The sequence below is a fragment of the Catenulispora sp. GP43 genome (genome assembly GCF_041260665.1).
Classification (GTDB): Bacteria; Actinomycetota; Actinomycetes; order Streptomycetales; family Catenulisporaceae; genus Catenulispora.
On the sequence record NZ_JBGCCT010000046.1, the window covers coordinates 1 to 24,658 of the forward strand.

The following is a 24,658-nucleotide window of genomic DNA, read 5'->3' on the forward strand; positions in this document are numbered from 1 at the left end:
GCGGGTCTAACCCCCCGCGGAGTAGCACGTGGCCCGGGCCCGGGGCGACGCCGCCTTCTGAAATTGGGGGGTTCCTGGCGTTGGTGTGGGGTCAACCGGGGGGGGGGGCGGCAAAATTCCCCCGCCCCCACGCCCTTGTTGGGACGTCAGCTCAGCCTGATGTAGGCCCGTGTTTCCGTGAGCTCGTGGAGAACGCGTTCCGAGCACTTTCGGAGGGCTGCGACGTCGAAGTCGCTCTCGATGTTCAGCATCTCAGCGAACCACTGGCCCGAGACCATCTCGCGGACGCGTTCGGCCAGTGTGTTGGGAGCCGCGCGCAGGGATCGCAGTGCCAGGCGATCGGCCAGGTCCCATCGGCCCAGGCTGAGCGCGCACCAGCCCGCGACGCTCAGGGCCGCGGCGGCGGCCGGGCCTTCGTTGAAAGCCATCCTGGCGAGTGCGAGCGTCAGCGCCAGGACCCGGCGCGCTCCCTCTTCGGTGATGGCGAACGTGGCGAGGTAGTCCCGTGCTACCGCGTCTTCGCCGATGCGGCGCAGGACGGTCGCGGACCACGGGTGGCCCTCGATCAGGTGGCCCGGGGTCTCGCTGAAAACGACACGATCAGTTGCTGCGCGGTCTTCGATCGGGAGCAGGGTCATGAGGATGACCTCCTGCTCGCTTCTCGGCATGGCCTGTGTCGTGTTCTGGTTCATGTGGTGTCCCTTCTCAAGGCTGTGACCTGGCTTGTCGCGTTGGCTTCCATCTCTCGGCGACACGTTGAATATACCCATGAAAGTTCATGCCGAGGTGCGGTGCGGGCAAGATTCACTCGGGTGGACGATCGCCTATGCGTTAGCTGGGGTGCGCTCAAGTGGCTGCACGTGCGCTGTCCGCTTACCGTGGTGAACGTGGCGCGACGAAGTGGAGCATCAGCGCGGACCGTGGCGCTGACAAAGGCGCAGGAAGCAGTGGCGCAGCGAGATGCGGAACGCATCAGGCGGGAGAAGCAGCTCGAAGCGGTTCTGGCTGACTACTACCAGGCGCAGGGCGAAGTGGAGCGGATCCACACGAGCGCCGATGTGGCTGCGGCGCCGTTCGAGGCGAGGATCGGCGAGGCAGTGCGCTCCCTGGACCGGTTGGGCGAGACCCGGGCCGGCATTGCCGGGCTGACTGGCCTTTCGCTGCCGCGGGTGCGCGACTACCTCGCCGACGTGGCTTCGAATGCGGCGCGCGTTGAGGGATCAGTGGACACGGGCGCGCGCTGAATGCCCAAGCGGCTATGAACGTGAGGTCTGACGTCGCGTGTCGGTGAGTTCGGGCGTCACTTGGAGGGTTGAGGACGTCTAAGAGTCGGTGAGAAGTGACGTCACTGAGCTCCGAGTTCTGGATCATCAAGCCACGCCTGATACCAGTCGTGGAAGTCAGGGCCTGGGCTCAGCCCTTCGTCTGATGCGAAGTCATCGAACCAGACCTGGCCTCGGGCATCGCCGGTGACCACGAGCCGGAAGTAGGCTCCGCAGCCGTATGCGGCGAGCACGAGTGACCCGGATAGCCAGGACGGGTCGTAGAGGATGTCGTCGTCGCTCAGTCCTGGCCGGTAGGGCTGGAACCGCTCGGTGTGTGGGAATGCGGTGGCCAGGAAACCGGGTCGTCGTTCTTCCGGGGGATAGTTCGGGTTGTCCCAGTCCGTGCCGTCGTAGCGATACATCCCTAAGTACGGGCCCGCGCCGCCATCGCCGACAGTGGTGATGAACTCCCGGTAGGCATCAGGCAGTGTGACGCCGTTGTCCTGCTCGAACCGTGTGAGATCTTGTGCCGAAACCGTCCGACCCAGCTGATATCGGTGCTGTCTGGCGCCGAAACGTCGGAGTTGTGGGTCCGCGTCGGCCAGTTCGCGAAGCCGGTGGCGTACTTGTTGCTGGTTCCACACGTCGTCGAGCATGACAGGCTTACCCCCGTTGTGGAGCACCGTGTCAGCGGCCGCGTGATCACGTCAGCTCGCCTGTCGTCGGGCCTTGGTCTGGGCCAGCCGGGAGGAATCGGTGCCGGTCTCCATCGGTAGCTGAGGCAGATCCCTCTCTGGCTGAAGGGGCTGATCCAGGGATCTGATGCGCACGCGCTATCGCACGGGCACAATTGGAACGTCACATCCGTGCCCGTGCGTGGCGGCGAGGCTTCTTCTTTGCCCAGACAACCGGGTGTTCAACGGAAGGCGGTTTCAGTTGGCAGGCCGTTCCTGGCCTCGACTCCGGGTGTTGCTGGCTGTCCCCTCGTGCAGCTGGCAGTGCCAGTCTCCAGGTGCTTCTCACCGTGCGCCTGGATTTCGAGTCGGGGCTGAAAACGTCTGACCCCCGCAAAATCAAGCTCACGGGAGCAAGTGAGCGGGAGCTGAGCTGGACGCGAGCCCCGACAACCCACGTCGTTGACCGAAGTGAGTTGAAGGAGAGTCGTGAAAGCAAAGCCAAGGACCCTGCGCTTCCCCCCGCAGTGGCCGACCGTGGTGATCGTGGTCGTGGTCATCCTGCTGCTGGTCCACCCGACCATCGGCACCGATCAGATCAAGGCCGTCGAGACCATCGTCTACCTGTTGGCGGGAAGCAGCGCGTGCGCCGCGCCGGCAATCCGGCGGGGCAAGCCCACGCGTAGGCGGGGTTAGTGACAGGGCCCCGGATCTGCTTTGGCGGATCCGGGGCCCGCTGGCTTCAGCTCTGTTTGCAGCGGTTTGAACTGGCCCAGGTCTGGCGGGGCGGGTTCTAGAGGAGGGCGGTCGCAACTGGCCGACCCGGGATGCCTCACTACTTCAGTGCGCTCATGGGGCTGGAGCCGTTCCCCCATTCAAGCGGGGAAGCGCCTGCACCACATATCGCCTAGCCGCGCCGCGGGAGAGCGGCGCAGGAAGTGATGCGGCAGCCTGATACGCGGCTGCGTTCCGCTCGCGCTTGTTCTGCGAGAACAGGCGCAGATCGCCGGACTGGATTTGGTCCATCAGCGCTGCCTCGAAGGCGATGCGCTTCCGGCCGGGGCCTCGACCGCGGCGCAACGCTTGCGCCGGTGCCTTGGCGAGGAGGCCGTACGCCTGATGCGCTTGTTCTCCCGTCTCCGACGGGGAGCGTTCTGATACGCCGCCGGCTTCTTGGCGCAGTTGGTCACGGTGCCTGCTCCACATGAGCACCGGGAAGTTGATCCACAAGGTGGACCTGCGCCACATGCTGTGCTGCGCTTCTTCCCGCACCAGTACGTTGCGCAGGTTGGTGAGCAGGTGCTCCAGGAACACCGCGTACATCACCGGTGGAACCGCCGCGACGAGATAGCCGCCGGGCGAGTGGGAGGGCGTGTGGAGCAGGTTCATGATCACGCTGGCCGCGATGCATCCGAGGAGGGAGACCTTGGAAGCGGCGTTGGCGCGGTGGTGCAGGGCCTCGTGGAGCCGGAGAAGGGAGATGCCGGCGGTGCCGGTGTCCAGGAGCAGGGCCCAGACTCTCGCCTCCGCCGCGAGGTCGCCGTTGTGGGCCAGGACGTACACCATCTGCGCCTGGTACGACAGTCATGCGGAAGCGCACGCGAGTGCGAAAAGCAGGCAGGCGGGCAGGGCGAGGAGCCCGTAGGCGAGCCAAGCCAGCAATGGAGGGGTGTCGGGCGCGGGTGCCGGCGCTGGAGGCGCTGGAGCGATTGCGCGTACAGGCCAGACCGTATTCTGGTGAGACATCAGGGGTTCCTTCCTCTGATCAGGCCCCGATGGGATCCGCCAAGATCGTCACCATCGGGGCCGCTGTGAATTCCGTGTTCAGCCGTTGGCGGCTTCCGCGCGTTCGTCGAGGAACCGCAGCCAGGAAGCCAGCAACTCGGCTTCGGTCGCGCCGTGGAGCACGCTTCGGTGCCGGGCGAGACCAGCGTTGGCAATCCGGATCAGTGCGCTTACGGCGATCGGATCGCCTGGTCCGCTTCTGGCGGTGTCGAGGCCGATGGCTGCGGGCGATGCTGCGCGGCTCAGGAACTCGCGCCACGAGGCGAGTAGCTGTACTTCGTTGTCGCCGTGCAGTCGGTCTCCGTGCTCCACTAATCCGTCGATGGCGACCCGCAGCAGTGTGTTCGCAGTGATCCGCTCGCCTTTGGTGCTGCGGTCGTCGTGTAGCCGGCGGGCCAGGTGGTCGAGCTCGGTCTGCTGGTCGGGGCGGATCAGTGCCTGTTTCGGTCGGGTCTTCGGCCGTACATCCGAGCCTTGCGGAGCATCACGGCCTAGGGGCGTCATTGCGTACCTTCCAGCTGGGAACGGGCCACGGGCGTGTGGTTGTCCTACCTTTCTAGCCCGCTATCAGCCCATATCCAAAGAGATTCACTCTTTTGGAGGTCTATGACTCTAAGAGTCCTGAGCTACGGTGTTCTTGGAAACGCGAGAGGGGGCCGGGTTGGCGCCCGACCCCCTCGCTTCACGCTCGACTCGGTGTTAGCGCACCGGCCGGGCCAGGACCCCTACACAGGAGGGAATCCAATGAGTCATTTTGCCATTCCCGGCGACGAGTTCCTGCCCATGGAGGACGAGTTCGCCCCCAGTCTCGACGAGAGCGACATGATGTTCGCCCTCGGAATCGAGCCGCTCGGGCTATCGCTCGTGCCCAAGGACCTCACCTTCACCATCGTCTTCTTCGCTCTGGTCGCCGGCGTCGATGCCGCGGGCTGGTGGAGCCGGTGAACGATCGGTACTGACGCTTCGCCTCCACATCATCTCGGGTCGAGTTGGCGCTCGGCCCCATCCAGGAATCGCTCGGCCGGTGTTAGCGCGCTGGCCGGGTTCAGGACACCCCTACACAGGAGGACTACGTGTCTCAGTTCGTCATGTCCCGGCGTGAGTTCGCCGGGGTCGTGGTCAGTATGGCCACAGCGGCCACTTCCCTCGTGGAGCCGGACCAGCGACGTCGTGTCGTCGCTCTCGGCAGGATCTCGCGTCATGGTGGCCAGGTCGCCATCTCAGGCTGCCTGGCGGAGGCAGATATCGCTCGCGATGTCGTTGGCGGTGACAGCCATGTCTGACCTCGATGAAAGCAGGCTCGCCCTGGCGTGTATCACCGACGCCTTGTTCTGCTCCGATGTGGAAGCAGGGAACGCGCTCACTGCTGCTCAGGTGGCCGAGGCCATCAGCGCCGCGTTGAAGACACATCGGGATTGGAACGGGCTGACTCGGGCAGTCCGCGCGGCGTTTGCTGACGCGCCGGATGAGGCGGCCAGTCGCGAGCGGTGGTGCCAGCAGGTCGCCGAAGCCGCGCTCGGTTGGGCCGACATCCTGCTCGGCTGCGGTGACCTCTTGGCCTGAGGTCCGCGTCGACTGTTCACTCTGGTGAACAGTTTGAGTACGTTTCAGCTTGCATGAACAAATTACCCGATTCACGATGGGTGTGATGTCGCGCTTGATCATGCTTCGTTCAAGCGCGATGTCGTCCCTTTCATCGCTAAGCGGCCCCGACGCCCAGTCGCCAAACAGTTCGCCGGGGCCGCACCTCTCGCAGGAGGTACCTCCATGATGACCCACCCCAACTGCGTACCGATGCCCGTCGCCGATGTGGCGCGGGTCCAATCGAGTGTGGCCGCACAGATAACGGGCCCATTTGAGGACGTGGAAGCATGTGCGGACGATGCTGGCACCGCGTACTCGAACACCATCATCAATGACCACTTCCTGAGCACTGGGGAGTTGGCCGCGCTCCTTCATGTCGACTCGTCCACTCTGCGGCGCTGGCGCGGTGCCACGCCGCCGGCGGGTCCGCCGTTCTCGCGGCTCTCGCCCGGGGTCGTCGTCTACAGCATCGTGGACGTCCGCCGCTGGATCGCCCGGAGCCGCATCGATCCGGCGGAGTGTGCCTGATGGCCAAGCAGATCAACGTTCCGATCGGTGTCGAAGTCTTCGGGTACGTGGAGTTCCGCGCGTCGCGCCGCACGCCGTACCGGGCTCGCGTTCGCTGGACCGACCCGATGACCCATGAGCGCATGCGTGCCTCCGAGTCGTTCGAGGAGGAAGAGCCGGCCAAGGAGTGGATCAAGGAGCTCCAGCGCAAAGCAGAGGGCGGCGTCAGCCCCGGTACTGCGAAGACGACGCTGGCCGATTACGGCCGGTCGGTGTGGAACCTCGCGATGCGCGGCCTGGAAGACAAGACGATGGATCCGTACTCGGCTGGGTGGAGGAAGCTCGTTGTGCCGTCGATTGGCCACTTCGAACTTCGGAAGCTCTCGAACGGAATCGTCGACCGCGCTGTTCATTCGTGGATTGCCGACGGCGTAGGGCGATCGAGCGTCAAGAACGCTATTGCCGCGTTGGTTCGCGTGACCGAGCAAGCGTTGCGCGATGGTCTGATCGACAGCAATCCGTCACGCGTTGTGGGTTGGCAGCGTCAATACCAGGAAGTCGAGGCAGAACTACAGAATCCCCGATCCCTCGCGCTGCCGGACTTCGCGACATTGCAGCGGCTGGCTGACGCGCTTGTCGTGGCCTCGGCAGACGATCGCACCAAGGACAAAAGGACCTACGCCGGGTGGGGCGACGTCGTCGTATTCGCCGCCTGCACCGCCACCCGCATCGGAGAAGTCTCCGGCGTGCGCATCAAGGACATCGACACGGAACAGTGGATCTGGAGGCTGGTTCGACAAACCACGCCGAGTCCTGGGGGCCTCAAGGACAAGAACCCCAAGAGCAAGCGTGCCCGGGACATCCCGATCATGCCCGAGATCCGGCCGATGGTGCTGCGACGCATTGCTGAGGCCGGTCCGAATGCCGGCCCGATGACGAGGCTGTTCACCGGTCCTCGCGGCGGACGTGTCTCCACGGCTGTGCTGCGCGATGCTACGCACTGGAATGAGGTCGTGCTCGCGCTGGGCCTTGAGAAGCTCCGTCGCCACGACCTTCGCCACACCGGGCTTACGTGGATGGCCGACGCCGGGGTGCCCGTTCATGTTCTGCGTGTGATCGCGGGGCACGGGTCGCTCTCCACGACTCAGCGATACCTGCACCCCGACAAGAAGCGGATCCAGGACGCTGGAGCCTCGCTGAACGACTTCCTCAAGGCGCAGTGGCCCCCAAGCGGCCCCCAAGATTCTGAGGAGGCGTCACCAGGGGCTTAAGAGCGCCAGCGACAGACGAAGGCCGGTTGAACTGAGTGCTACTCGCCCAGTTCAACCGGCCTTCGTCGCGGGAGCAGCCGGCCTGCAGGCCTTATCAGGGCTGGTTTGTGGTGGCTTCGCGCCTACGACTGGCTACTTCAACTACTGCGACCCGAGCTGTGACGCGCGAAACCGCTAAAAGACCTGGTCAAGGCCCTGTGGCCCCCAAGTGGCCCCCAAGAGCCCTCGGAGGGGCCGGAAGCATAGCTGTGACTGAAAAGCATAAAGGCCGGTTGACCTGGGGATATCCCCAAGGAAACCGGCCTTCGTCGCGGTCGGGCTGACAGGATTTGAACCTGCGACCCCTTGACCCCCAGTCAAGTGCGCTACCAAGCTGCGCTACAGCCCGCCGCCCGCATCAGCGGGCAGGAAGACCATACCGCACCTGGGGCCTCGGAATCACATCGGTTACCGCTGGCGCGCCGGTGGCCCCATGACTCGGGGTCAAGCGCCCTACTTCTTCCGGTCCTTGTTCTTCTGGCGGACCTTCACCGAGATCTGGATCGGGGAGCCGACGAAGCCGAACTCCTCGCGGAGGCGGCGTTCGATGAATCTGCGGTAGCCCGCTTCGATGAAGCCGCTGGCGAACAGGACGAACCTGGGGGGCCTGGTCGAGGCTTGGGTGCCGAACAGGATGCGGGGCTGCTTGCCGCCTCGGAGGGGGTGCGGGTGCTCCGCTACCAGGGTGCCGAGGAAGGCGTTCAGCTTGGCGGTGGGGACGCGGGTTTCCCAGCCTTCCAGGGCCGCTTCCAGGGCCGGGACGAGTTTGTCGACGTGCCTGCCGGTGAGGGCTGCCAGGTTGACGCGGGGGGCCCAGCGGACTTGGACCAGGTCGCGTTCGATTTCTCGTTCGAGGTAGTAGCGGCGTTCCTCGTCCATCAGGTCCCACTTGTTGTAGGCGATGACCAGGGCTCGGCCGGCTTCGGCGACCATGGTGATGATGCGGAGGTCTTGTTCGGTGAGGGAGTCGCTGGCGTCGACCAGGACTACTGCCACTTCTGCCTTCTCGATGGCGCCCTGGGTGCGGAGGGAGGCGTAGAAGTCCGCTCCGTAGGTTTGGTGGACGCGGCGGCGGATGCCTGCGGTGTCGACGAAGCGCCAGGTCTTGCCGCCCAGGTCGATCAGTTCGTCGACCGGGTCGCGGGTGGTGCCGGCGGTGGGGTCGACGACTACGCGCTCCTCGCCGGCCAGCTTGTTCAGCAGGGAGCTTTTGCCGACGTTGGGCTTGCCGACCAGGGCTACGCGGCGGGGGCCGCCCATCGGGATGCCGAAGCGGACTGCCGGGGTCTCGGGGAGGACGTCCAGGACGGCGTCCAGGAGGTCGCCTGAGCCGCGGCCGTGCAGGGCCGAGACGGCGAAGGGCTCGCCCAGGCCCAGGTTCCACAGCTCCGCCGCGGCGGCCTCGGTGCGCTGGTCGTCGACCTTGTTCGCGGCCAGGACCACTGGCTTGCCGGCCCGGCGCAGGACGCGGACCACGGCCTCGTCGGTGTCCGTGATGCCGACGGTGGCGTCCACCACGAACATCACCGCGTCCGCGGCGTTGATCGCGGCCTCGGCCTGGAAGGCCACGGCCTTGGCCATGCCCTGCACGTCGCGCTCCCAGCCGCCGGTGTCGACCAGGGTGAAGCGGCGGCCGTTCCAGTGCGCGTCGTAGGACACCCGGTCCCGGGTGACGCCGGGGACGTCCTGGACCACGGCCTCGCGGCGGCCCAGGATGCGGTTCACCAGGGTGGACTTGCCCACGTTGGGGCGGCCCACGACGGCCAGCACCGGCAGGCGGACGGTATCGCCCTCGCCCCGGTCCCAGTCCTCGGATTCGAGTCCCTCGGCGTAGGCCTCGTAGTCGAAGTCCTCGTCGAAGTAAGCCACGTCCGAGGCGCCGTCGGTGGCGGCGGTCAGGTCGCCGGGGGTGTAGTCCTCGGTTTCGGGCTGCATCAGGCATTCCTCATGTTCGTAATGCGCGCTTACCTAGAAGCGCGTCTCGTAAAAGCGTTCGGTCGGCGGTTCCCGTCTCGTGCAGGGAGCCGCCGACCGGACTGCGTCAGGCTTCGCGTCCGTGTCCGTGTCTAATTGTCGCGCCCGGTGAGGTGCTTGGCGTACTGCACGTGCGCCGCCAGGCGGACCCGCAGTTCCTCGCTGATGGCGGCGATCTTCTGCCGCCGGCCCAGGCCCTCGGACCCCAGGGACAACTCCTCCAAGGTCACCGGTGTTCCGTACACCAGGTCCAGGTGGGTGCGCGGGGTCGGCAGGGAGCCGACCGTCCTGCCGTTCGTGGCCGTCCCCAGGCAGGCCACCGGCAGGACCGGGGCCCCGGTGGCCACCGCGAAGTAGGCCAGGCCGTTGTGCACCGATTCGAACTCGCCGGTGGTGCGGGTGCCCTCGGGGAAGACGCCCAGCACGCCGCCGGAGCGCAGGGTGGCCAGGCCCGCCTGGATCGCCGCGCGGTCCGGGTGGTCCCGGTCGATCGGGATCTGCCCGAGCTTGAGCAGTATCGGGCCCAGGGGGCCGACGAACATCTCCTTTTTGACCAGGAAGTGCACCGGGCGGGGCGCCACGCCGGCGATCAGCGGGCCGTCCAGGAAGCCGGTGTGGTTGCCGGCCAGCAGCAGCGGGCCCTCGGTCGGGACGTTGTCCGCGTTGTGCTGGGTGACGTGCCACAGCGAGTGCATGAGCGGGACGCCGATGCGGTGCGCGCGCTTGGCCCCGCGGGCGCTGGGCGCCGTGCGGTCGTGCGCGTCGGAGCGGTCCCGGACCTGGCCGGACGTGCCGTTCACACCGTTCACGGTGCCCGGCCGGCCCCGCCACGGGACCGATGGTCGGTTGTGCGAATCTCGGAGAACCTTCATCTGGTGAGTCCCACCCCCTGGGAGGCGTCCGGCGCGGTGCCCTCGGCCGTGTGGATGACGATGCCGGCGACCTTGTCGATCACCTGCTCCAGTGTCAGCTCGGTGGCGTCGACCACCACCGCCCCCGGCGCCGCTTCCAGCGCGTTGGTCCGGCTGTCGATGCTGTCGCGGCGGGTCAGCGCCTCGCGGGTGGCCGCCACGGTGCCGGGGCCGGCACCGGCACCGGAACCGTCCGCGCCGCCGGTGCCGCTCGCGGCGCTCGCGCCGTTCGTGGCCTTCGCGCTGTCCTCGGCGTTGCGGCGGGCGGCGCGGGCGTCCTCCGAGGCGGTCAGGAAGACCTTCGCGGCCGCGTCCGGGGCCACCACCGAGGCGATGTCCCGGCCCTCGACCACGATCCCGCCGGTCCCGATGATCTCCCGCTGCAGCGCGATCAGCCGGGCCCGCACCTCGGGCACCGCCGCCACCGCGCTCACCGCGCCGGTGACGTCGGCCTCGCGGATCGCGGCCGCCACGTCGTGCCCGTCCACGCTGATCCGCGGGGCTGCCGGATCGGTCCCCGAGACGATCTCCGGCGACCCGGCGTCGGCCGCCACCGCGGCGGCGTCGGCGATGTCGATCTTGTTCTGCAGCATCCAGTACGTCATCGCCCGGTACTGCGCGCCGGTGTCCAGGTAGCGCAGCCCCAGCCGGGCCGCCACCCCGCGCGACACGCTCGACTTGCCCGACCCCGAGGGGCCGTCGATGGCGACGACCGTTCCGGACAGGGCCTGCTGGCTGGGCAGCGACATACCGGTGACTCCAGAGAGGTGATGAGACGTGATCGAAGAGGTGGGACCTGCGGCCCATCAAGACTATCTGGTGGCGAGCCTCACGGGATTCGCATTAGCCCGGAGGTCCCCCGGATTGGTTGGATGGGCCGATCATCAGGAGGTGGGTGCGGTGGACTGGATCGTCCTGGTCGTCTCGGGGTGCATGGAAGCGGTCTGGGCGACCGCGCTGGGCAAGTCCGAGGGGCTGCACAGGATAGGCCCGACCGCCCTGTTCGGGCTGGGTCTGCTGCTGAGCATGGCCGGGCTGGCGTACGCGCTGCGCACGCTCCCGGTCGGCACCGGCTATGCCGTCTGGGTGGGCATCGGAGCGGTGCTGACCGTGGCGTACGGGATGGTGTTCGACGGTGAGACGGTGTCGGCGGCGAAGGTGTTGCTGCTGGCCGGGATCGTCGGGTGTGTGATTGGTCTCAAAGTGCTGCACTGACCGGGAACGCAGCCCCTGACGCCGGGCGCGTCAGGGCATGTCGGGAAACGTCAGGGCGCGACGATGTGCGAGATCCCGACCCCGCCGCGCCGGGTCGCGCCGTACCGCTCGATCTCCTTGGCCAGATCCAGCGGCAGGGTGAACGACCCCTCCGGCAGCTGCGCGTCCGCGACCAGGTCGGCCGGGACCAGCCAGGACATCTCGAACTCCAAGCCGTCCGGGTCGTGCGCGTACAGGGCCTTGGTGGTGCCGTGGTCGCTGGCGCCGACCAGCGCGCCGTGCCGCTTCAGCACCTCCTCGAAGCGCGCCAGCTCCTGCAGCGTGTCCACCTCCCACGCCAGGTGGTACAGCCCCACCCGGGAGCGGCCGGCCTCCGAGGAGCCGGCCTGCGCGCCGACCGCGAACAGGCCCAGGTCGTGGTCGTTGGTGGAGCCCGGCGCGCGCAGGAAGGCGGCGTTCGGGGCCTGCGTCAGCACTTCGAATCCGAGCAGGTCGCGGTAGAAGGCCACGCTGCAGTCCACTTCCCGGACGAACAGCACGGCGTGGTTGAGACGGGTCACGGGCATCGTTCGGGCTCTTTCTTCGTGGAGGGGCGCCTCTTCATGGTCGCCGGACGCTCTACACTGCCGCAAGCGCGGATCAGATGCACAGCGGGACGTGTGCTGCTGGAAAGTCTCTGGGGGGAGTGCGTTGAGCAAGGGCGGGCTGCCCGGGATGGGCCTGAAGCTCGGTCCGGAGGTGCTGCGGAGCACCGACGGCGTGTGGTACTCCGCCACCGGCGCGGACGGCGGCACGCTGGGCGTGCTGCGGTTCGAGCCGGCCCGGGTCCAGGCGGCCGGGGGAGTGGAGCGGCTGGTCGAGCGGACCGTGGCGGCGCGCGGCGGACTGCTGCCCGGCACGCTGCCGGTGCTGGACCTGGTCCAGGACGACGGGCACATCTGGCTGATCACGCCGGTCGTGCCGGAGGCCGGGCCGGCCGCGCGGACGGTCGCGCTGCTGCTGGGCTCGGCGCCGGTCACCATCCCCGGCGGGCTCGCCGCGACCGGGCACGGGATTCAGGAGCCTGCGAAGAAGGACCTGAAGGACGGCCTGCCCAGCCGGATCATCCGCGGCTTCGTCGGCCTGGTGCTGGTCGGCGCCGTGCTCGGGGCGGCGGCGTTCGCCGCGGTGCGGCTGCGGGACAAGAAGACCACGACGCCGGTGCAGATCTCGAGCATCTCCGTGCACAACTACGCCCCGGTGCGGCCCTCCGGGATCTGCGACACCTCGGTGGACATGGTCGCCGAGCTGACGACCAACGGCGGGACCGGGGTCGTGGACTACGAGTGGGACATCCCGGCGAAGAACCACACGACCCAGGCGGTCACCGGCGCCGAGACCGTGAGCGGCAAGTCGCCGGAGGTGCACCTGGCCTGGCAGCTGAAGCTGACCGGGAGCGGGACGGTCACCGCGACGTTCCGCATCACCAACCCCGGGGTGCTCGCCTCGGGGGCCGAGACCCAGAGCGCCGGCGACCTGAAGTATCAGTGCCCGTGACGCGCTGACCGCTCAGGCGCGTCAGACGCTGCGTCGACCGCTCAGGCGCCGCATCGACCGCTCAGGTGCCGTAGTGGCTGCTCAAGCCCCGAGCAGTCCCTGGCCCAGGTAGCCGCCCGGCGGCGCGGCCGGGACCATCGCGAACAGCGCGCTGGTCTCGTGCGTGGTGAACCGGTTCAAGGCGTCCATGTTCCGGGTCAGCCGCTGCTGGACCGGGATGAAGCCGTGGCCCGGGTCGGCCTGCCAGGCCAGGAAGAGCAGGCCAGCGTCGGGCTCGCCGTCGGCGGTGAGGCCGTCGTCGTAGCTCAGGCCCCGGCGGAGCATGGCGGCGCCGCCGTTGCCGGCCGCGGCGGCCAGGCGGATGTGGGCGTCGCCGCGGATGGCCAGGGAGCCGTCGGGGTTCTGCCCGGCCAGGTTGACCGGGGTGTGCTCGGTGCCGCCGGACAGCGGTGCGCCGGTGTCCTTGCGGCGGCCGATGACCCGCTCCTGCTCGGCGGTGGTCTGCGCGTCCCACGACGTCAGCAGCATCCTGATGCGGCGGAAGACGAGGTAGGAGCCGCCGCGCATCCAGGCCGTGGCGTCGTCGGGGGCGACGTACACCTTGCTCGCGAAGTCCGGCTGCGCCGGCGCGGGGTTGTTGGTGCCGTCGAGCTGGCCCATCAGGTTGCGGCCAGTGGCGTCCGGGTCGGGCGAGGAGCCGGGCGCCCGGCTGAAGCCGGACATGACCCAGCGCGGCTTGGCGGTGCCGGCGGCGGCGCGGGTGAGGGTGCGCAGCGCGTGGAAGACGACGAGCGCGTCGTCGGCGGCCAGGACGACGCCGAGGTCGCCGTCGCCGCGGGCCGGGTCGAGCTTCTCGGTGCCGAAGACGGGGAGCGGGGCGAGCTGCGGCGGCCGTCGCGCGGCGTCGAGACCGGCCTTGCCGAACAGCGAGGGGCCGAAGCCGACCGTGATGGTCAGGGAGCAGGGGCCGCTGCCGAGGGCGGTGGTGTCGGGGTCGCCGGCCGGGGCACGGCCGGCGGTCAGGTCCGCGATGGCGGCGGTCCAGGCTTGCATCAGGGCTTTGAGCTGGGCCGGAGACGCGCCGGGGACGAGGTCGAAGGCGGCGACGGTGCCGTGGCCCTGCTGCTGTGCGGGGACGGAGATGCCCGCCTGGTGCGGGAAGGGGGCCGCGACGGACGCGGTGCCGAGGCTGGTGACGCGGTCGGCGGCGGGGGTGGCGGGGCTGCCGTCGTCGAGCAGGAGGGCCGAGGCGGCGGCGCCGGCCGCAACGCCGCCGAGGCCGGTGGCGCCGGTGGCCAGGAAGGCGCGGCGGGTGGGGAGCTTCACAGGACTCTCGCTTACTTGCTCACAGTGGTGTTCAGGATGACCGTGGCCTGGTCGATGTCGGTGGTCCGGACCGTGACGAGCACCTGCCAGGCGCCGGACATCGGCACCACCACGCCGCTCGCCGTGTAGTGCCCCGGCCCGGCGGGCTGGAGCTTGATCTTGATCGGGCCCAGCTGCTGGGCCGGCAGCGCCAGCGAGGCGTCGACTTCGGGGACCTGCTCGGGCTTGCCGGTCTTGTCCAGGATGTCGATGCTGACCTGGGCCGTGCCGACGCGCGCCGGGTCCAGGGTGGCCCGCACCGTGCCGGTTCCGTTGGCCGAGCCGGTGTCGAACGGCGAGGTGACCGTCACCGGACCGGCCTTCGGCGCCGCCTCGGAGGCCGGCTGCGACTCCACGAGCAGCGCGGTCACCGCCAGGACCACGATCGCCAGGCCGAACTCGGCGGCGACCGAGCGGCGGAGCCGGGCCAGGTTCGGGGAGGCGGCCGCAAGGGTCTGGAGCGCAAGGGTCTGGAGCGCAAGGATCCGGCGTGCGAGGTAGCCCAGCGCGAGCAGGATCAGGAAGATGCCGGACTTGATGAGCAGCATCCGGCCGTAGGCGGTGTCGAACAGCGCGTCCCAGTGCCGGACCTGGCGCCAGCCCTGGTAGACGCCGGTGGCGGCCAGGACGCAGACCGCGGCGAAGGCGGTGGTCGAGAAGCGGCGGACCAGCGTGAGGCGCTCGTCGTCGGTGATGGTGGCGGCCCGAGGAGCGAGGACGGAGGCCGCCAGCGCGGCCAGCCCGCCGACCCACGCCGCCATGGCCAACAGGTGCAGCACGTCGGCCGGCAGCGCCAGCGCGACCTGGCTGCCGGTGCCGGAGTGGTCGGCGACCGACCAGGTCAGCGCCAGTCCCACGGCCAGCGCCGCGCCGGCGCCGCCGACGGCCTGCCGGGCGCGCACCGGGGCCGCCGCCAGCCGGGTCGCGATCCACGACACCAGCCCCCCGGCCGCGCCGAGCAGGATCAGCCGCCAGGCCAGGGCCTTGCCGAGGCGAGTCTGCAGGGTCGCGCGCAGGACGTCCGTGTCGGTGACCCGCCCGAGGCCGAAGCCGCCGCCGTAAGGGCCCTGCAGCAGTAGGGCGGCGACGGTGCCGAGCAGCAGCGCGAACCAGCCGCCGCCGATCAGCAGGCGCAGCCGGCGGTCACCGGCCAGCTTCGGGGCGAAGGCGACGAGCAGCAGGGCGCCGCCGGCCAGGGCTGCGAAGCCGAGGTAGGCCAGCCAGCGGGCGATGCCGAAGAGCATGCCGACGGTGCGCGAACCGCTCGGCGCGGCCGCGGCCCCGCCGGCGTTCGGCGCGGAGGGGGTGCCGATGGAGAACGTCCACGCGCCGCGCACCGGATGGGAGTCCGCTGAGATGACGCGCCAGGACACGACGTAGGTGCCGTTCTTCAGCCCGGCCTTCAGCGGTACGGACGCGGTGTCCGGCTTGCCGCCGAGGTGGTCGGCTGTGCCGACCTGGACCTGCGAGCCGTCGGGGGCGAAGACGCGGAGCGCGCCGAGTTGGAGCGAGACGGCCTCGTCGTAGGTGACGGTGACGCGCGCCGGGGCGGTCGCCAGGAGCGCGCCGTCGGCCGGGTCGGTGGTCACGACGGTGGCGTGCGCGGACGCGATCGGTGCGCCGGCCAGGCCCCATATGCACAGGAACGCGGCCAGGATCGCGACGACGCGCCACCGGCGTATGCCGCCGGCCCGAACGCTCCTCATTGGCCCGGAGCCGGATCGGCGATCCCGATCACCGGCGCGGTCACCGTGATCGGCGCCGAGGCGGCGAACGAGAACGTCAGCCGCACGCTGGTCCCGGGCTTCAGCGGTCCCGGATCGTCGATCATCAGGTGGTTGCCTCCGGGGGAGAAGTCCAGGCTCCCGTGCGCGGGCACCGGGGCCGTGGACAGCGCGACCATCTTCGCGCCGTTGGTGGTGTGCATCGTGGCGTGTCCGGTCGAGGCCGCGACCGCGGTGAGCGTGTCGTCGGTGCCGCCGGAGTTGGCGATGGTGAAGTACGCCGCGGCCTCGGAGGGGTTCGCCGGCTCGCGGACGTAGGCCTGGCTCACCGCCAGCTTCGCCGCGTGCGGCCCGGTGCCGCCGCCGGACCACAGCAGCAGGCCGGCGCCGGCGGCGAGGACCACCACCGGCGCGGCCAGCGCGCCGGCCCTCAGCGGGAGGTTCACGTCAGGAGGTCGATGTCGTGGGCGATGTCCTTCGGCGCGACCCCGGCCAGCCACACCACGTGCGCCAGGCCGTCGGTGCCGAAGGCGTTGACCTGGGTGCCGTGGTCGACCTCGATCGAGCCGTCGGGGTTCTTCACCGGCGGGGCGACCGGGGTCGCGGCCAGCTTGGCGGTGTCGTCGACCTGCGCGACCGTGCCGGTCAGGCCGATGAAGTCCGGGTTGAACTTGCCCAGCCAGGCCTTCAGGACCGGGCCGGTGTCCCGGTCCGGGTCGGTGGTGACGAACACCACCTGCACCTTGGCCGCCTTGGCGGCCGGCAGCAGGCGCAGCGCCGAGGCCAGGTCGGCCATGGTCGTCGGGCACTCGTCCGGGCAGTGGGTGTAGCCGAAGTAGACGAGCGTCAGCTTGCCGGCGGCGTTCGCCTTCAGGTCGTAGGGCTTGCCGTTGAAGTCGGTGAGGGTCACCGCCGGGATCGGGGTGGGCATCCCCAGTTCGGTGCCCTTGTACTTGGACTGCTGCGTGGAGACCTGCGAGGACTGCGCGACCTCCTGGGAGGGGCTGGCGCAAGCGGTGCTGAGCACGGCCAGCGCCCCGATGGCCGCAGCCATCGGGACGAGGCGTGCGATCCGGGTGGACCGCGGGTTCATGGTTCTTCTTCTCTCCGGATCGGGATCAGGGTTCTGGGTTCTGAGTTCTGAGTTCAGCGTTGGTTCAGGCCGGCTCAGGAGGCCGGGGTGTCTTTGCGGCGCAGGGCGACGATCGCGGTGCCGAAGCCCAGTGCGCCGACGATGAGGCCGGCGATGCCCAGGGTGCGGGCGCTGGTGTCGCTGGAGCTGGAACTGCCGGACCCGGCCTTGGCGTTGCCGTCGGCCGCGAGGCTGACCGACGGGGCGGTGGTCGGGGCACCGGTCGGCGCGGTGCTCGTGCCGCCGGTCGTGGAGCCGGTGGAGCCGGTGGCGGCGGCGGCCGGCGTCAGGTGCAGTACCGGCGCCGGGTGGTCGGGCTCGGGCTGGCCGGGCTGCCGCAGGTCGATCCAGCGGACGACGGTGCCGTCGGAGTACGTCTGCAGGGCCTTGAAGACGATCTGGTCGGTGTCCTTCGGCAGCGGCCCGAGCGAGACGTCGAACTCCTGGAACTGTCCGGGGTCGATCTTGCCGCCGGTCCAGACGATCTTGCTGACCGCCGAGGTGACCTGGCCGTCGTCGGTCTTGATCGGCGTCGTCAGCTGGCTGGTGGTCGTGGTCGCGGTCCAGCCGGGGACCGGCCGCACCGAGACCGAGGCGATCGGATGGTCCACCGGGATGTCGACCTCCAGGCTGGTGGTCGAGGCGTTCGCCTCCTCGTTCGGCACCCGGAAGGAGACCTTGGTGTAGCCGCCCTGCGGCTCGGTGTCGGGGTTCACGGTGACGTGCGCCTCGGCGACCGAGGCCGCCGCGACCAGCGACACGGCGGCGGCGGCGAGCAGGACAGCGGTCCGGCGCGTGCCGGAGGTGAGCTTCGTGGACATGCCTATCCATGGGATGGGGGCCACGCGTGGTGAAGGCGTGGCGGGTCGATGACGGTCGAAGGCCGCATCGGGCATCTGACATGCACGCGTCGGGGGCGTCGCGAGGACTCCCGGGCGGTGTCAGACGAATGCGGCGGCCGTCATCGGCGGTCCGCGCCGTGCAACGTCGAAGCGCAGGAGTCGGCCGGGCCCGACCCGCGCCGGGGTGCCGGTGACGAGCGTGGCGGCGCGGCGCGGCGGCGTCCAGGCCCCGAGCGCGGCGACCAGCAGCACCAGCGGCGCGATGAGCGCCAGCCCGAGCGTGCGCGCCAGCGACCACACCGCCGCCTCGCCGCTGCGCAGCCACCAGGCGGCGACCAGCGCGGCGCCGACGTGCGCGGCCAGCATGCCGCCGGTCATCGAGTGCTGCGGGGCGGCGGCCATGGTCGGCACGGCGACGTTGTGCATCGCCTGGGTGACGCCGGCCGGCTCGGTGTGGCCGCACCAGAACTCGCCGCGCGGCGGCATCGCCATGGCCATCGGCATGCTCATGTGATCGGAACCCGCCTGCGCGGCGGCGAACAGCTGGTGCAGCCCGAGCTGCACGGCCGCCATCAGCACCACGATGGTCGGCAGCCCGCGCTCACGATGCGTGAGCGGCGCCGCGACCAGGAACACCGCGCCGCCGCCGACGAGCAGAGCCCACAGGGGAATCGCGCCGACGGAGAACGCGTCGTGCCCGACCGCGCCGACCAGGACACAGAGCGCGGCGAAGACCGCGGCGCGCGCTGCGCGCAGGGTCGGCGGCTGGGGCTCGGCGGTCGGCATGGCATCAGACATGGTGCCAGGCGTGATCGGGCGGGACGGCGGCGGGGTCGGTGTGGGGTGGTTCGCGCAGATGGGGTGGGCGAGCGCTAACCCGCCAGCATCCGGTCCAGCCGCCCCATGGCCCGCCGCGTGGCCAGCGCGATCCCCGGCGCCGAGGCGCGCACGGCCACGACCGTCGGCACCGCCGCGTCGATCGCCATCGTCCACACCAGGCGGGTGCCGGCCGGGGTCGTGAGCACCGACCACTGCTCGGCCATGGCGCGGATGCCGGGGACGGTGGTGCGCTCGATGCGGTACGCGTACCGGTGCGGGGTGTCCCAGGCGAGGACCTCCTCGTGGAACGCCACGCCGCCGACCAGTTTCACCCGGCGCTTCGTGCCCACGCCGAAGGGCGCCGCGCCGCCGTACTCCGCTGCCGCGACCGCGCCGTACCAGCGGGGCAGGGCCGCCACGTCGTGCGCTATGGCGTCGAAGACTGCTTGGGGTGTCGCGCGCAGGGTGTTGGCGAAGGACATGCGCAGCGGGGCGGTGTTCAGGAAATCGAGGTCTACCGGTCGGGTCGCGTACATGCGTTCAGCTTATGCGGCTGACCAGCAGGGCCCTGTCGTCCCCCGCGTACGCCTCGCCGGGCAGCCGCATGAGCTGCCGGCACACCGTCTCCGGCGTCTCCGCGCAGACCAGTTGGGCCGCCATCCGCAGCCGCTCCATGCCGTCCTCGATGTCGTCGCCGGGCTTCTCGACCAGGCCGTCGGTGTACAGCACCAGCATGTCCGCCGGGATCAGGGCGAGCTCGGCGACCGGCCGGAACTCGGTCTCGCGCACGCCCAGCGGCAGCCCTTGGCCCTGGTCCAGCCAGTGCGCGGCGTAGGAGCCCCGGCGTTCGGCCAGCAGCAGCGGCGGCGGGTGGCCGGCGCGGCTGTAGCGCAGGCGTCCGGTGGCGCGGTCCAGGACCAGCACGCAGGCGGTCGCGGTGGTGTCGTTGGGGAGGTAGGCGGTGACGAAACGGTCCAGGCGGCGCAGGATCTCCGCCGGGTCGTCGGTGTCCAGGGCGTAGGCGCGCAGGGCGTTGCGGAGCTGGGCCATCACCACCGCCTCGCCGAAGCCGTGCCCGGCCACGTCGCCGATCACCCAGGTGACGGTGCCCGGGACCGGCTCGAAGACGTCGTACCAGTCGCCGCCGACGTTGTGGTGGCGCGCCGCCGGGATGTACTCCGCGGCGGTGACCAGGCCCTTGACCTCCAGGACCGACGGGAGCAGGGAGCGCTGGAGCCGTTCGACGATCCGCGCGTCGTCGTCCTTCGGGGCGCGGGGACGCCCGGGGCCGGAGGCCTCCGACCTCGATACCTGCCCGTGCACGTCACCTCCAACGCGGGGATAGGGCCCTGCCCGGTGCGAAGGCCCAGTTCATTGTGTGCGTAGACCTTCATAGTGCGCAGATTTTTACGGGCGGCGCCTCTCGCCGCACTCAGAGTATTCCCTTAGTGACGCACAACGTAGTAGGAGCCGCGGTTTTCCTGCCGAAAAGCAACCCGATTCTTACCGCGCTCACAGCCGTGGGAAGCTGGGGGCGATGAAGTACCGCTTCCTGTTGCGCCCCTCCTGGCTCGCGGCGATCACGGCCCTGATCGTGCTCACCGTGGCCTTCGTCGGCCTGGGGATGTGGCAGTGGTCGCGCGCGCACCGCACGCACAAGCTGAGCCCGCAGGCGGCGGCCGCGTATGTGACGCCCGCGCCGCTGGCGCAGCTGCTCACGGACGGGTCCCCGGCGACCGGGGACTCCATCGGCCACGCCGTCACCGCCACCGGGGTCTTCGACGGCGGCCACCAGCTGCTGGTGCCCGACCGCCGCTTCCCGGACGGCCGCATCGGCTACATCGTGATCGCCCCGCTGAAGCTGGCCGACGGCACGGTGGTGGTGGTCAGCCGGGGTTGGACCGCGCAGCCGGTCACGCCGCCGCCGGCCCCGGCCGGCCGGGTCACCGTCACCGGCTGGCTGTCCGCCGAGGAGCCGGCCGACGGCGCCCCGCCGGACGCCTCCGACGCCGCGGCCAAGGACCCGGCGCACCTGATCGCCTCGGTGGACGTGGCCACGCTGGTGAACACCTGGCCGTACAGCAACCTGGACCAGGCCTACATCAACCAGACCGGGGTCGCCCCGGCCGCCGACCCGGGGGCGGGGCAGCTCACCGCGATCCCGGCGCCGGCCCCGCCGAACAGCTCGTCGTGGTACATCCTCAACGTCGGCTACACGTTGCAGTGGTGGTTGTTCGGCGTTGTGGGCCTGTGGTGGTTCGTGACCTACGTTCGCCGTCTGGCGAATCCGGTCGAGGAAGAAGAGGACGAGGAATCCGAAGAGGCCGAGGAGCTCAGTCCGCCTGAGCAGGCGCCGGCGACGACTCCGTAACGTCTCCGCCCTGCGCACCGACGGTGACGGCGGTCTTGGTCCGGGTTGCCTTCGAAGCGGCCTTGGCCTTCTTCTTCGCCGCCCGCTCCTGAGACTCGGCCAGCAGCCGCTGTGTGTCGCGCACCACGATCCGCTCGTAGTAGAACGCCAGGAACGGCACCACGCCGACCAGCAGGATCAGGATGGTGCGGATCGGCTTGTACCGGGCCCGCAGGCACAGGTCGAGCGCCACGATCAGGTACAGCATGTAGCCGTAGCCGTGGATCATCGCGACCGGCTTCTCCAGCGTCTTGTTGTGCGCCCACAGCTGCAGCGGGATGACCACGAAGGTGAGCAGCAGCAGCATGGTGCCGGTGAACAGTGCCATCACGCGGTAACGCTTGATGGCACCGGAGGTCAGCGTAGTCATTCGGAGGACCTGTCCTGGTTTCGGTGGTCGGTTCCCCGCGAGCCTACTCGCCGTTCCTCGGCGCTCCCGAAGGCGGTCGCCATCGCGGCCGCCAGCGCCGCGGCCCCGGCGGCGGCCACCAGGAGCGGCCGGTAGGCGTCATCGGCCGCGGGCAGCGCGACCAGCGCCGTCGCGCCGCCGATGACCGCGACCAGGGTGATCAGGAACGCCGGGGAGGCGATCCGCTTCAGCACCCGCGGCGGGACGGTGAGCGCGTCGGTCAGCACCAGGTAGCCGGCCAGCAGCAGCGCGTCGACCCCGGCGGCCCAGGCCTGCGGCTTCCCGCTGGCGACCAGCGCCACGAAGACGCCGACCAGCAGGGTGTTGCGATGGGCCAGCGCCATGTGGTGCATCCGCATCGAGGCCAGCACCGGGCGGCCGGTGTAGGGCTGGGCGAGCGCGGCGAACATCACAGCGGCGAAGAGCAGCTCGACCAGCTGGCCGGCGTGCGGCGGCCAGGACCACATCGGCAGCCGGGCGCCCATCACCGCCATCAGCACGCCGTAGCCGGCCCAGAATCCCCGGCTGGCCAGCAGCCCGCCGCCGCCGTCGGGGGAAGCGGACGTCGGGCCCGCGTTCTGTCCGCTCATCGCGACCTCCCGGCCAGCGGCGCCTGCCGCAGCGGGGCCAGCGCCAGATCCAGCGGGCCCAGGCCGTCCCAGGACACCACCGGGACGCCCAGCTCGCCGAGCACGAACCGCACCGCCTGCCGGTCCAGCCGCCACAGCCGCAGCGCCAGCGCGTCCAGGTGGTCCGGCTTGGCACTGGCGCCGCCGCCTCCTACCGCCGGTTCGTGCGCCAGCACGTCGATGACCACCAGCGGGTGGCCGCGGTCGGTGAGCTCGCTGATCGCCTCGACCACGCCGGGGTCCAGCAGGGGACTGAAGATGTAGACCAGGGCGCCGCGCGGCAGCACCCGGGTGGGGAGCCGGCTCAGGCCGCCGGTCTCGTAGGTGAAGTCCTTGCGCAGGTCCATGACGGTCTGCGCGATCCGGTACAGGTGCGCGCTGCCGGAGCCCGGTGTCAGCCACTGCACCCGGCCGGACAGGGTGACCAGGCCGATCCGGTCGTGCGCGGACAGGTAGGCCTGGGCCAGGCCGGCGGCGCCGCGCACCGCGGTGTCCAGGGTCGAGCGCGGGCGCGGGTCGTCCGGGGCCGGGGGCTGCGGCAGGTCGGACAGCGCGTCCACGACCACCACCGCCTCCGCGGCGCGCTCCGCCTCGAAGGTGTTGACCTGCAGCTCGCGGCGCCGGGTGGTGGCCGACCAGTTGATCCGGCGCTGGCGGTCGCCGAACACGTACGGCCGCACCTGGATGAACTCCACGCCCTCGCCCGGGGTGCGCGCCGAGTGCTCGCCGAAGCGGTCCGGGAAGCGCACCGGGGCCAGCGTGGTGTCGTCCGGGGCCGGCACCGGGAAGGCCTCGACCTCGCCGAGGTCGGCGTGCAGCGAGGTGAGGCGCAGGCCCGCGGTGTCGTGGACGTCGATCGCGACCGCGCCGAGCGACCACCGGCCCCAGCGCGGGATCAGCAGCTTCACGGTGATCACCCCGCGGGTCAGCTCCAGCGACTCCAGGCGCACCCCCGAGGGCGCCGGGGCGCCGCCGAAGTCGTGGTCGTCGCGGGAGCGCGGGGGCAGGTACTCCTGGCGGGTCCAGCCCGCGGCGCCGTCGGCGGCCAGGCGGATGGTCGCGGTCAGGACGTCGCCCTCGAACAAGCGGCGCTCGGGGACGTCGACCTCGGCGCGGACCCGCTTGGGGTGCGAGCCGCCGTGCGCGGTGAGCATCAGCAGCGGTACCGCCGCCAGCGGTACGCACCACCACGCGCCGAACGCCACCGCCGGGACCAGGGCGCAGATCGCCGCGGTCAGGAGTCTGACGGCGCGCTGGGAGGGGCGCCAAACGGTCGGGGCGGGGGGCGCCGCGGTTTGGGGACGGGATGTCGGGTTCGGCCTCGGCGCGGACGGGGCCGCCGGCCGGCTCGCGCTGAAGGCCTGAGCTCCGCCGCCTGGCGAGCTGGCCGGCGAACCGCCCGGACCAGGCGTCGGCCCGGCTGGCTGCCCCGCGCCGGAGCCCTGAGCTCCGCCGCCTGGCGCGCTGCCCGGTGAGCCGCCCGGACCAGGCGTCGGCGCGCTGATCATCGGGTGGCGCCGGCCGGCTTCTGTGCCGGCGGCTGCGCCTGGTTCGGCCCGGCAGCCCCGGCGCCGGCCGCGTCCTGCTGGCGCGGCAGCGTCCGCGGCGTAGGCGTCGCGGCCAGCAGCGAGGCCACCACCTCGTCTGCCGACACCCGCCGCACCCACAGCTCCGGCCGCAGGCTGATCCGGTGCGCCAGTGCCGGGACGGCGACCGCCTTGACGTCCTCGGGGATCACGTAGTCGCGCCCGGACAGCACCGCCCGGGCCCGGGCCAGCTGGACCAGCGCCAGGCCGCCGCGCGGGCTGGCCCCGACCTGCACCTGGGTGGCCGCGCGGGTGGCGTTCACCAGCGCCACCACGTAGTCCACGACGTCGGCGGCTACCTCCACCGTCTCCAGCGCGGCGCGCATCGCCAGCAGCTCGTCGGCGTCCACGATCCGCGCCAGCTCCACCCGCTCGGCCTTGCGGTCCAGCCGGCGCAGCAGCATCGCGGCCTCGTCGGCCGGCAGCAGGTAACCCATCCGGACCCGCAGCAGGAACCGGTCGAGCTGGGCCTCCGGCAGCGCGTAGGTGCCCTCGTACTCGATCGGGTTGTCGGTGGCCAGCACCACGAAGGCCGGGTCCAGCAGGTGCGACTTGCCGTCCACCGAGACCTGGCCCTCGGCCATCGCCTCCAGCAGCGCGGCCTGGGTCTTCGGGGGCGTGCGGTTGATCTCGTCGGCCAGCAGCAGCTGGGTGAACACCGGGCCGGGCCGGAACACCATGTCGCCGCCGCGCTGGTCGTAGAACGGCGCGCCGGTGACGTCGGAGGGCAGCAGGTCCGGGGTGAACTGGATGCGGGTGAAGTCCAGCCCCAGGGCCGTGGCGAAGGACCGGGCCATCAGGGTCTTGCCGAGCCCGGGCAGGTCCTCGATCAGCACGTGGCCGCCGGCCAGCACGCCGAGCAGGACCAGCTCCAGGGCCGCGCGCTTGCCGACGACGGCCTTCTCCACCTCGTCCAGCACGGCGAGCGCCTTGCGGCAGGTCTGCTCGGGGGTCAGCTGGTCCGACATCGGTTCTCCTCTG

29 protein-coding genes and 1 tRNA gene are annotated in these 24,658 nt (G+C 70.5%); 9 read left to right on the forward strand and 21 right to left on the reverse strand.

Annotated elements, in window-relative coordinates; genetic code table 11:
- Positions 1 to 146: 146 nt before the first annotated feature.
- The gene (locus ABH926_RS49765) at positions 147 to 692 is read right to left on the reverse strand and encodes a hypothetical protein (protein WP_370374428.1); all 546 of its coding nucleotides are present in this window, start codon (positions 690 to 692) and stop codon (positions 147 to 149) included.
- Positions 693 to 920: 228 nt separating this feature from the next.
- On the opposite strand from ABH926_RS49765, the gene ABH926_RS49770 reads away from it, so the two are divergent.
- Positions 921 to 1,244 (forward strand): hypothetical protein, encoded by a 324-nt coding sequence (locus tag ABH926_RS49770; protein WP_370374429.1) that lies wholly within the window; start codon positions 921 to 923, stop codon positions 1,242 to 1,244.
- 101 nt (positions 1,245 to 1,345) lie between these two features.
- Here the strand turns inward: ABH926_RS49770 and ABH926_RS49775 are convergent, their stop codons facing one another.
- On the reverse strand, positions 1,346 to 1,921 hold the full coding sequence (locus ABH926_RS49775) for an SMI1/KNR4 family protein (RefSeq protein ID WP_370374430.1): 576 nt from the start codon (positions 1,919 to 1,921) through the stop codon (positions 1,346 to 1,348).
- Positions 1,922 to 2,428: 507 nt separating this feature from the next.
- On the opposite strand from ABH926_RS49775, the gene ABH926_RS49780 reads away from it, so the two are divergent.
- Positions 2,429 to 2,635 (forward strand): hypothetical protein, encoded by a 207-nt coding sequence (locus ABH926_RS49780; protein WP_370374431.1) that lies wholly within the window; start codon positions 2,429 to 2,431, stop codon positions 2,633 to 2,635.
- A gap of 153 nt (positions 2,636 to 2,788) precedes the next feature.
- On the opposite strand, the gene ABH926_RS49785 is transcribed toward ABH926_RS49780, so the two are convergent.
- Positions 2,789 to 3,523 carry a DUF2637 domain-containing protein gene (locus tag ABH926_RS49785; protein WP_370374496.1) on the reverse strand — a complete coding sequence of 245 codons (735 nt, stop codon included), beginning with the start codon at positions 3,521 to 3,523 and terminating at the stop codon, positions 2,789 to 2,791.
- A 240-nt stretch (positions 3,524 to 3,763) separates the two neighbouring features.
- Positions 3,764 to 4,228 carry a hypothetical protein gene (locus ABH926_RS49790; protein ID WP_370374432.1) on the reverse strand — a complete coding sequence of 155 codons (465 nt, stop codon included), beginning with the start codon at positions 4,226 to 4,228 and terminating at the stop codon, positions 3,764 to 3,766.
- Between the two features lie 240 nt (positions 4,229 to 4,468).
- Between ABH926_RS49790 and ABH926_RS49795 the strand changes: the two genes are divergently transcribed.
- The 4 genes from ABH926_RS49795 (at position 4,469) to ABH926_RS49810 (ending at position 7,086) form a co-directional block, all read left to right on the forward strand.
- Positions 4,469 to 4,669 carry a hypothetical protein gene (locus tag ABH926_RS49795; RefSeq protein ID WP_370374433.1) on the forward strand — a complete coding sequence of 67 codons (201 nt, stop codon included), beginning with the start codon at positions 4,469 to 4,471 and terminating at the stop codon, positions 4,667 to 4,669.
- 330 nt (positions 4,670 to 4,999) lie between these two features.
- A complete protein-coding gene (locus tag ABH926_RS49800) occupies positions 5,000 to 5,287 on the forward strand; it encodes a hypothetical protein (RefSeq protein WP_370374434.1) in 288 nt (95 codons plus the stop codon).
- A 204-nt stretch (positions 5,288 to 5,491) separates the two neighbouring features.
- Positions 5,492 to 5,836, forward strand: coding sequence for a helix-turn-helix transcriptional regulator (locus tag ABH926_RS49805; protein ID WP_370374435.1), 345 nt, complete (start codon positions 5,492 to 5,494; stop codon positions 5,834 to 5,836).
- Entirely contained in the window at positions 5,836 to 7,086 is a 1,251-nt protein-coding gene (locus tag ABH926_RS49810; RefSeq protein WP_370374436.1) for a tyrosine-type recombinase/integrase, read from the forward strand. Before ABH926_RS49805 ends, ABH926_RS49810 begins: the two co-directional genes overlap by 1 nt.
- A gap of 314 nt (positions 7,087 to 7,400) precedes the next feature.
- Here ABH926_RS49810 and ABH926_RS49815 read toward each other — a convergent pair.
- From ABH926_RS49815 to cmk, 4 genes are all read right to left on the reverse strand, one after another.
- Positions 7,401 to 7,474, reverse strand: a tRNA-Pro gene (locus ABH926_RS49815).
- 104 nt (positions 7,475 to 7,578) lie between these two features.
- A complete protein-coding gene (der, locus tag ABH926_RS49820; protein WP_370374437.1) occupies positions 7,579 to 9,060 on the reverse strand; it encodes a ribosome biogenesis GTPase Der in 1,482 nt (493 codons plus the stop codon).
- A 131-nt stretch (positions 9,061 to 9,191) separates the two neighbouring features.
- Positions 9,192 to 9,899 carry a lysophospholipid acyltransferase family protein gene (locus ABH926_RS49825; RefSeq protein ID WP_370374438.1) on the reverse strand — a complete coding sequence of 236 codons (708 nt, stop codon included), beginning with the start codon at positions 9,897 to 9,899 and terminating at the stop codon, positions 9,192 to 9,194.
- 68 nt (positions 9,900 to 9,967) lie between these two features.
- A complete protein-coding gene (gene cmk, locus ABH926_RS49830) occupies positions 9,968 to 10,759 on the reverse strand; it encodes a (d)CMP kinase (protein ID WP_370374439.1) in 792 nt (263 codons plus the stop codon).
- A gap of 151 nt (positions 10,760 to 10,910) precedes the next feature.
- Between cmk and ABH926_RS49835 the strand changes: the two genes are divergently transcribed.
- Complete coding sequence (locus ABH926_RS49835) at positions 10,911 to 11,225, forward strand: multidrug efflux SMR transporter (protein ID WP_370374497.1); 315 nt, start codon at positions 10,911 to 10,913, stop codon at positions 11,223 to 11,225.
- A 50-nt stretch (positions 11,226 to 11,275) separates the two neighbouring features.
- Here the strand turns inward: ABH926_RS49835 and ABH926_RS49840 are convergent, their stop codons facing one another.
- Entirely contained in the window at positions 11,276 to 11,791 is a 516-nt protein-coding gene (locus tag ABH926_RS49840; protein WP_370374440.1) for a VOC family protein, read from the reverse strand.
- A 124-nt stretch (positions 11,792 to 11,915) separates the two neighbouring features.
- Here ABH926_RS49840 and ABH926_RS49845 point away from each other — a divergent pair, with 124 nt between their 5' ends.
- Entirely contained in the window at positions 11,916 to 12,761 is an 846-nt protein-coding gene (locus ABH926_RS49845; protein ID WP_370374441.1) for a hypothetical protein, read from the forward strand.
- A gap of 81 nt (positions 12,762 to 12,842) precedes the next feature.
- Here the strand turns inward: ABH926_RS49845 and ABH926_RS49850 are convergent, their stop codons facing one another.
- The 8 genes from ABH926_RS49850 to ABH926_RS49885 form a co-directional block, all read right to left on the reverse strand.
- Positions 12,843 to 14,087 carry a Dyp-type peroxidase gene (locus ABH926_RS49850; RefSeq protein ID WP_370374442.1) on the reverse strand — a complete coding sequence of 415 codons (1,245 nt, stop codon included), beginning with the start codon at positions 14,085 to 14,087 and terminating at the stop codon, positions 12,843 to 12,845.
- A gap of 11 nt (positions 14,088 to 14,098) precedes the next feature.
- Positions 14,099 to 15,832 carry a FixH family protein gene (locus tag ABH926_RS49855; protein ID WP_370374443.1) on the reverse strand — a complete coding sequence of 578 codons (1,734 nt, stop codon included), beginning with the start codon at positions 15,830 to 15,832 and terminating at the stop codon, positions 14,099 to 14,101.
- Positions 15,829 to 16,296, reverse strand: a complete 468-nt coding sequence (locus ABH926_RS49860; protein WP_370374444.1) for a copper chaperone PCu(A)C — start codon at positions 16,294 to 16,296, stop codon at positions 15,829 to 15,831. The genes ABH926_RS49855 and ABH926_RS49860 overlap by 4 nt, the downstream gene beginning before the upstream one ends.
- A complete protein-coding gene (locus tag ABH926_RS49865) occupies positions 16,293 to 16,943 on the reverse strand; it encodes an SCO family protein (RefSeq protein ID WP_370374445.1) in 651 nt (216 codons plus the stop codon). Before ABH926_RS49865 ends, ABH926_RS49860 begins: the two co-directional genes overlap by 4 nt.
- A 74-nt stretch (positions 16,944 to 17,017) precedes the next feature.
- Positions 17,018 to 17,803, reverse strand: coding sequence for a YcnI family protein (locus ABH926_RS49870; RefSeq protein ID WP_370374446.1), 786 nt, complete (start codon positions 17,801 to 17,803; stop codon positions 17,018 to 17,020).
- A 120-nt stretch (positions 17,804 to 17,923) separates the two neighbouring features.
- Positions 17,924 to 18,622, reverse strand: a complete 699-nt coding sequence (locus ABH926_RS49875; RefSeq protein ID WP_370374447.1) for a hypothetical protein — start codon at positions 18,620 to 18,622, stop codon at positions 17,924 to 17,926.
- Between the two features lie 74 nt (positions 18,623 to 18,696).
- The gene (locus ABH926_RS49880) at positions 18,697 to 19,179 is read right to left on the reverse strand and encodes an SRPBCC family protein (RefSeq protein WP_370374448.1); all 483 of its coding nucleotides are present in this window, start codon (positions 19,177 to 19,179) and stop codon (positions 18,697 to 18,699) included.
- Between the two features lie 4 nt (positions 19,180 to 19,183).
- A complete protein-coding gene (locus ABH926_RS49885) occupies positions 19,184 to 19,966 on the reverse strand; it encodes a PP2C family protein-serine/threonine phosphatase (protein WP_370374449.1) in 783 nt (260 codons plus the stop codon).
- Between the two features lie 214 nt (positions 19,967 to 20,180).
- Between ABH926_RS49885 and ABH926_RS49890 the strand changes: the two genes are divergently transcribed.
- Entirely contained in the window at positions 20,181 to 21,014 is an 834-nt protein-coding gene (locus tag ABH926_RS49890) for an SURF1 family protein (RefSeq protein ID WP_370374450.1), read from the forward strand.
- Here the strand turns inward: ABH926_RS49890 and ABH926_RS49895 are convergent.
- From ABH926_RS49895 to ABH926_RS49910, 4 genes are all read right to left on the reverse strand, one after another.
- Positions 20,977 to 21,423, reverse strand: a complete 447-nt coding sequence (locus ABH926_RS49895) for a DUF3817 domain-containing protein (RefSeq protein WP_370374451.1) — start codon at positions 21,421 to 21,423, stop codon at positions 20,977 to 20,979. The two genes, ABH926_RS49890 and ABH926_RS49895, sit on opposite strands and share 38 nt — an antisense overlap.
- On the reverse strand, positions 21,420 to 22,052 hold the full coding sequence (locus ABH926_RS49900; protein ID WP_370374452.1) for a hypothetical protein: 633 nt from the start codon (positions 22,050 to 22,052) through the stop codon (positions 21,420 to 21,422). The genes ABH926_RS49895 and ABH926_RS49900 overlap by 4 nt, the downstream gene beginning before the upstream one ends.
- Positions 22,049 to 23,296, reverse strand: coding sequence for a DUF58 domain-containing protein (locus tag ABH926_RS49905; protein ID WP_370374453.1), 1,248 nt, complete (start codon positions 23,294 to 23,296; stop codon positions 22,049 to 22,051). Before ABH926_RS49905 ends, ABH926_RS49900 begins: the two co-directional genes overlap by 4 nt.
- 299 nt (positions 23,297 to 23,595) lie before the next feature.
- Complete coding sequence (locus ABH926_RS49910) at positions 23,596 to 24,645, reverse strand: AAA family ATPase (RefSeq protein ID WP_370374454.1); 1,050 nt, start codon at positions 24,643 to 24,645, stop codon at positions 23,596 to 23,598.
- Positions 24,646 to 24,658: the final 13 nt, after the last annotated feature.

What these genes read in the sequence shown, in the direction of transcription:
- ABH926_RS49765 (WP_370374428.1), bottom strand. Translation starts at nt 692, where the DNA reads ATGAACCAGAACACGACACAGGCCATGCCGAGAAGCGAGCAGGAGGTC.
- ABH926_RS49775 (WP_370374430.1), bottom strand. Translation starts at nt 1,921, where the DNA reads ATGCTCGACGACGTGTGGAACCAGCAACAAGTACGCCACCGGCTTCGC.
- ABH926_RS49790 (WP_370374432.1), bottom strand. Translation starts at nt 4,228, where the DNA reads ATGACGCCCCTAGGCCGTGATGCTCCGCAAGGCTCGGATGTACGGCCG.
- ABH926_RS49795 (WP_370374433.1), top strand. Translation starts at nt 4,469, where the DNA reads ATGAGTCATTTTGCCATTCCCGGCGACGAGTTCCTGCCCATGGAGGAC.
- ABH926_RS49800 (WP_370374434.1), top strand. Translation starts at nt 5,000, where the DNA reads ATGTCTGACCTCGATGAAAGCAGGCTCGCCCTGGCGTGTATCACCGAC.
- ABH926_RS49805 (WP_370374435.1), top strand. Translation starts at nt 5,492, where the DNA reads ATGATGACCCACCCCAACTGCGTACCGATGCCCGTCGCCGATGTGGCG.
- ABH926_RS49810 (WP_370374436.1), top strand. Translation starts at nt 5,836, where the DNA reads ATGGCCAAGCAGATCAACGTTCCGATCGGTGTCGAAGTCTTCGGGTAC.
- der (WP_370374437.1), bottom strand. Translation starts at nt 9,060, where the DNA reads ATGCAGCCCGAAACCGAGGACTACACCCCCGGCGACCTGACCGCCGCC.
- cmk (WP_370374439.1), bottom strand. Translation starts at nt 10,759, where the DNA reads ATGTCGCTGCCCAGCCAGCAGGCCCTGTCCGGAACGGTCGTCGCCATC.
- ABH926_RS49840 (WP_370374440.1), bottom strand. Translation starts at nt 11,791, where the DNA reads ATGCCCGTGACCCGTCTCAACCACGCCGTGCTGTTCGTCCGGGAAGTG.
- ABH926_RS49855 (WP_370374443.1), bottom strand. Translation starts at nt 15,832, where the DNA reads ATGAGGAGCGTTCGGGCCGGCGGCATACGCCGGTGGCGCGTCGTCGCG.
- ABH926_RS49865 (WP_370374445.1), bottom strand. Translation starts at nt 16,943, where the DNA reads ATGAACCCGCGGTCCACCCGGATCGCACGCCTCGTCCCGATGGCTGCG.
- ABH926_RS49870 (WP_370374446.1), bottom strand. Translation starts at nt 17,803, where the DNA reads ATGTCCACGAAGCTCACCTCCGGCACGCGCCGGACCGCTGTCCTGCTC.
- ABH926_RS49875 (WP_370374447.1), bottom strand. Translation starts at nt 18,622, where the DNA reads ATGTCTGATGCCATGCCGACCGCCGAGCCCCAGCCGCCGACCCTGCGC.
- ABH926_RS49880 (WP_370374448.1), bottom strand. Translation starts at nt 19,179, where the DNA reads ATGTACGCGACCCGACCGGTAGACCTCGATTTCCTGAACACCGCCCCG.
- ABH926_RS49890 (WP_370374450.1), top strand. Translation starts at nt 20,181, where the DNA reads ATGAAGTACCGCTTCCTGTTGCGCCCCTCCTGGCTCGCGGCGATCACG.
- ABH926_RS49895 (WP_370374451.1), bottom strand. Translation starts at nt 21,423, where the DNA reads ATGACTACGCTGACCTCCGGTGCCATCAAGCGTTACCGCGTGATGGCA.
- ABH926_RS49900 (WP_370374452.1), bottom strand. Translation starts at nt 22,052, where the DNA reads ATGAGCGGACAGAACGCGGGCCCGACGTCCGCTTCCCCCGACGGCGGC.
- ABH926_RS49910 (WP_370374454.1), bottom strand. Translation starts at nt 24,645, where the DNA reads ATGTCGGACCAGCTGACCCCCGAGCAGACCTGCCGCAAGGCGCTCGCC.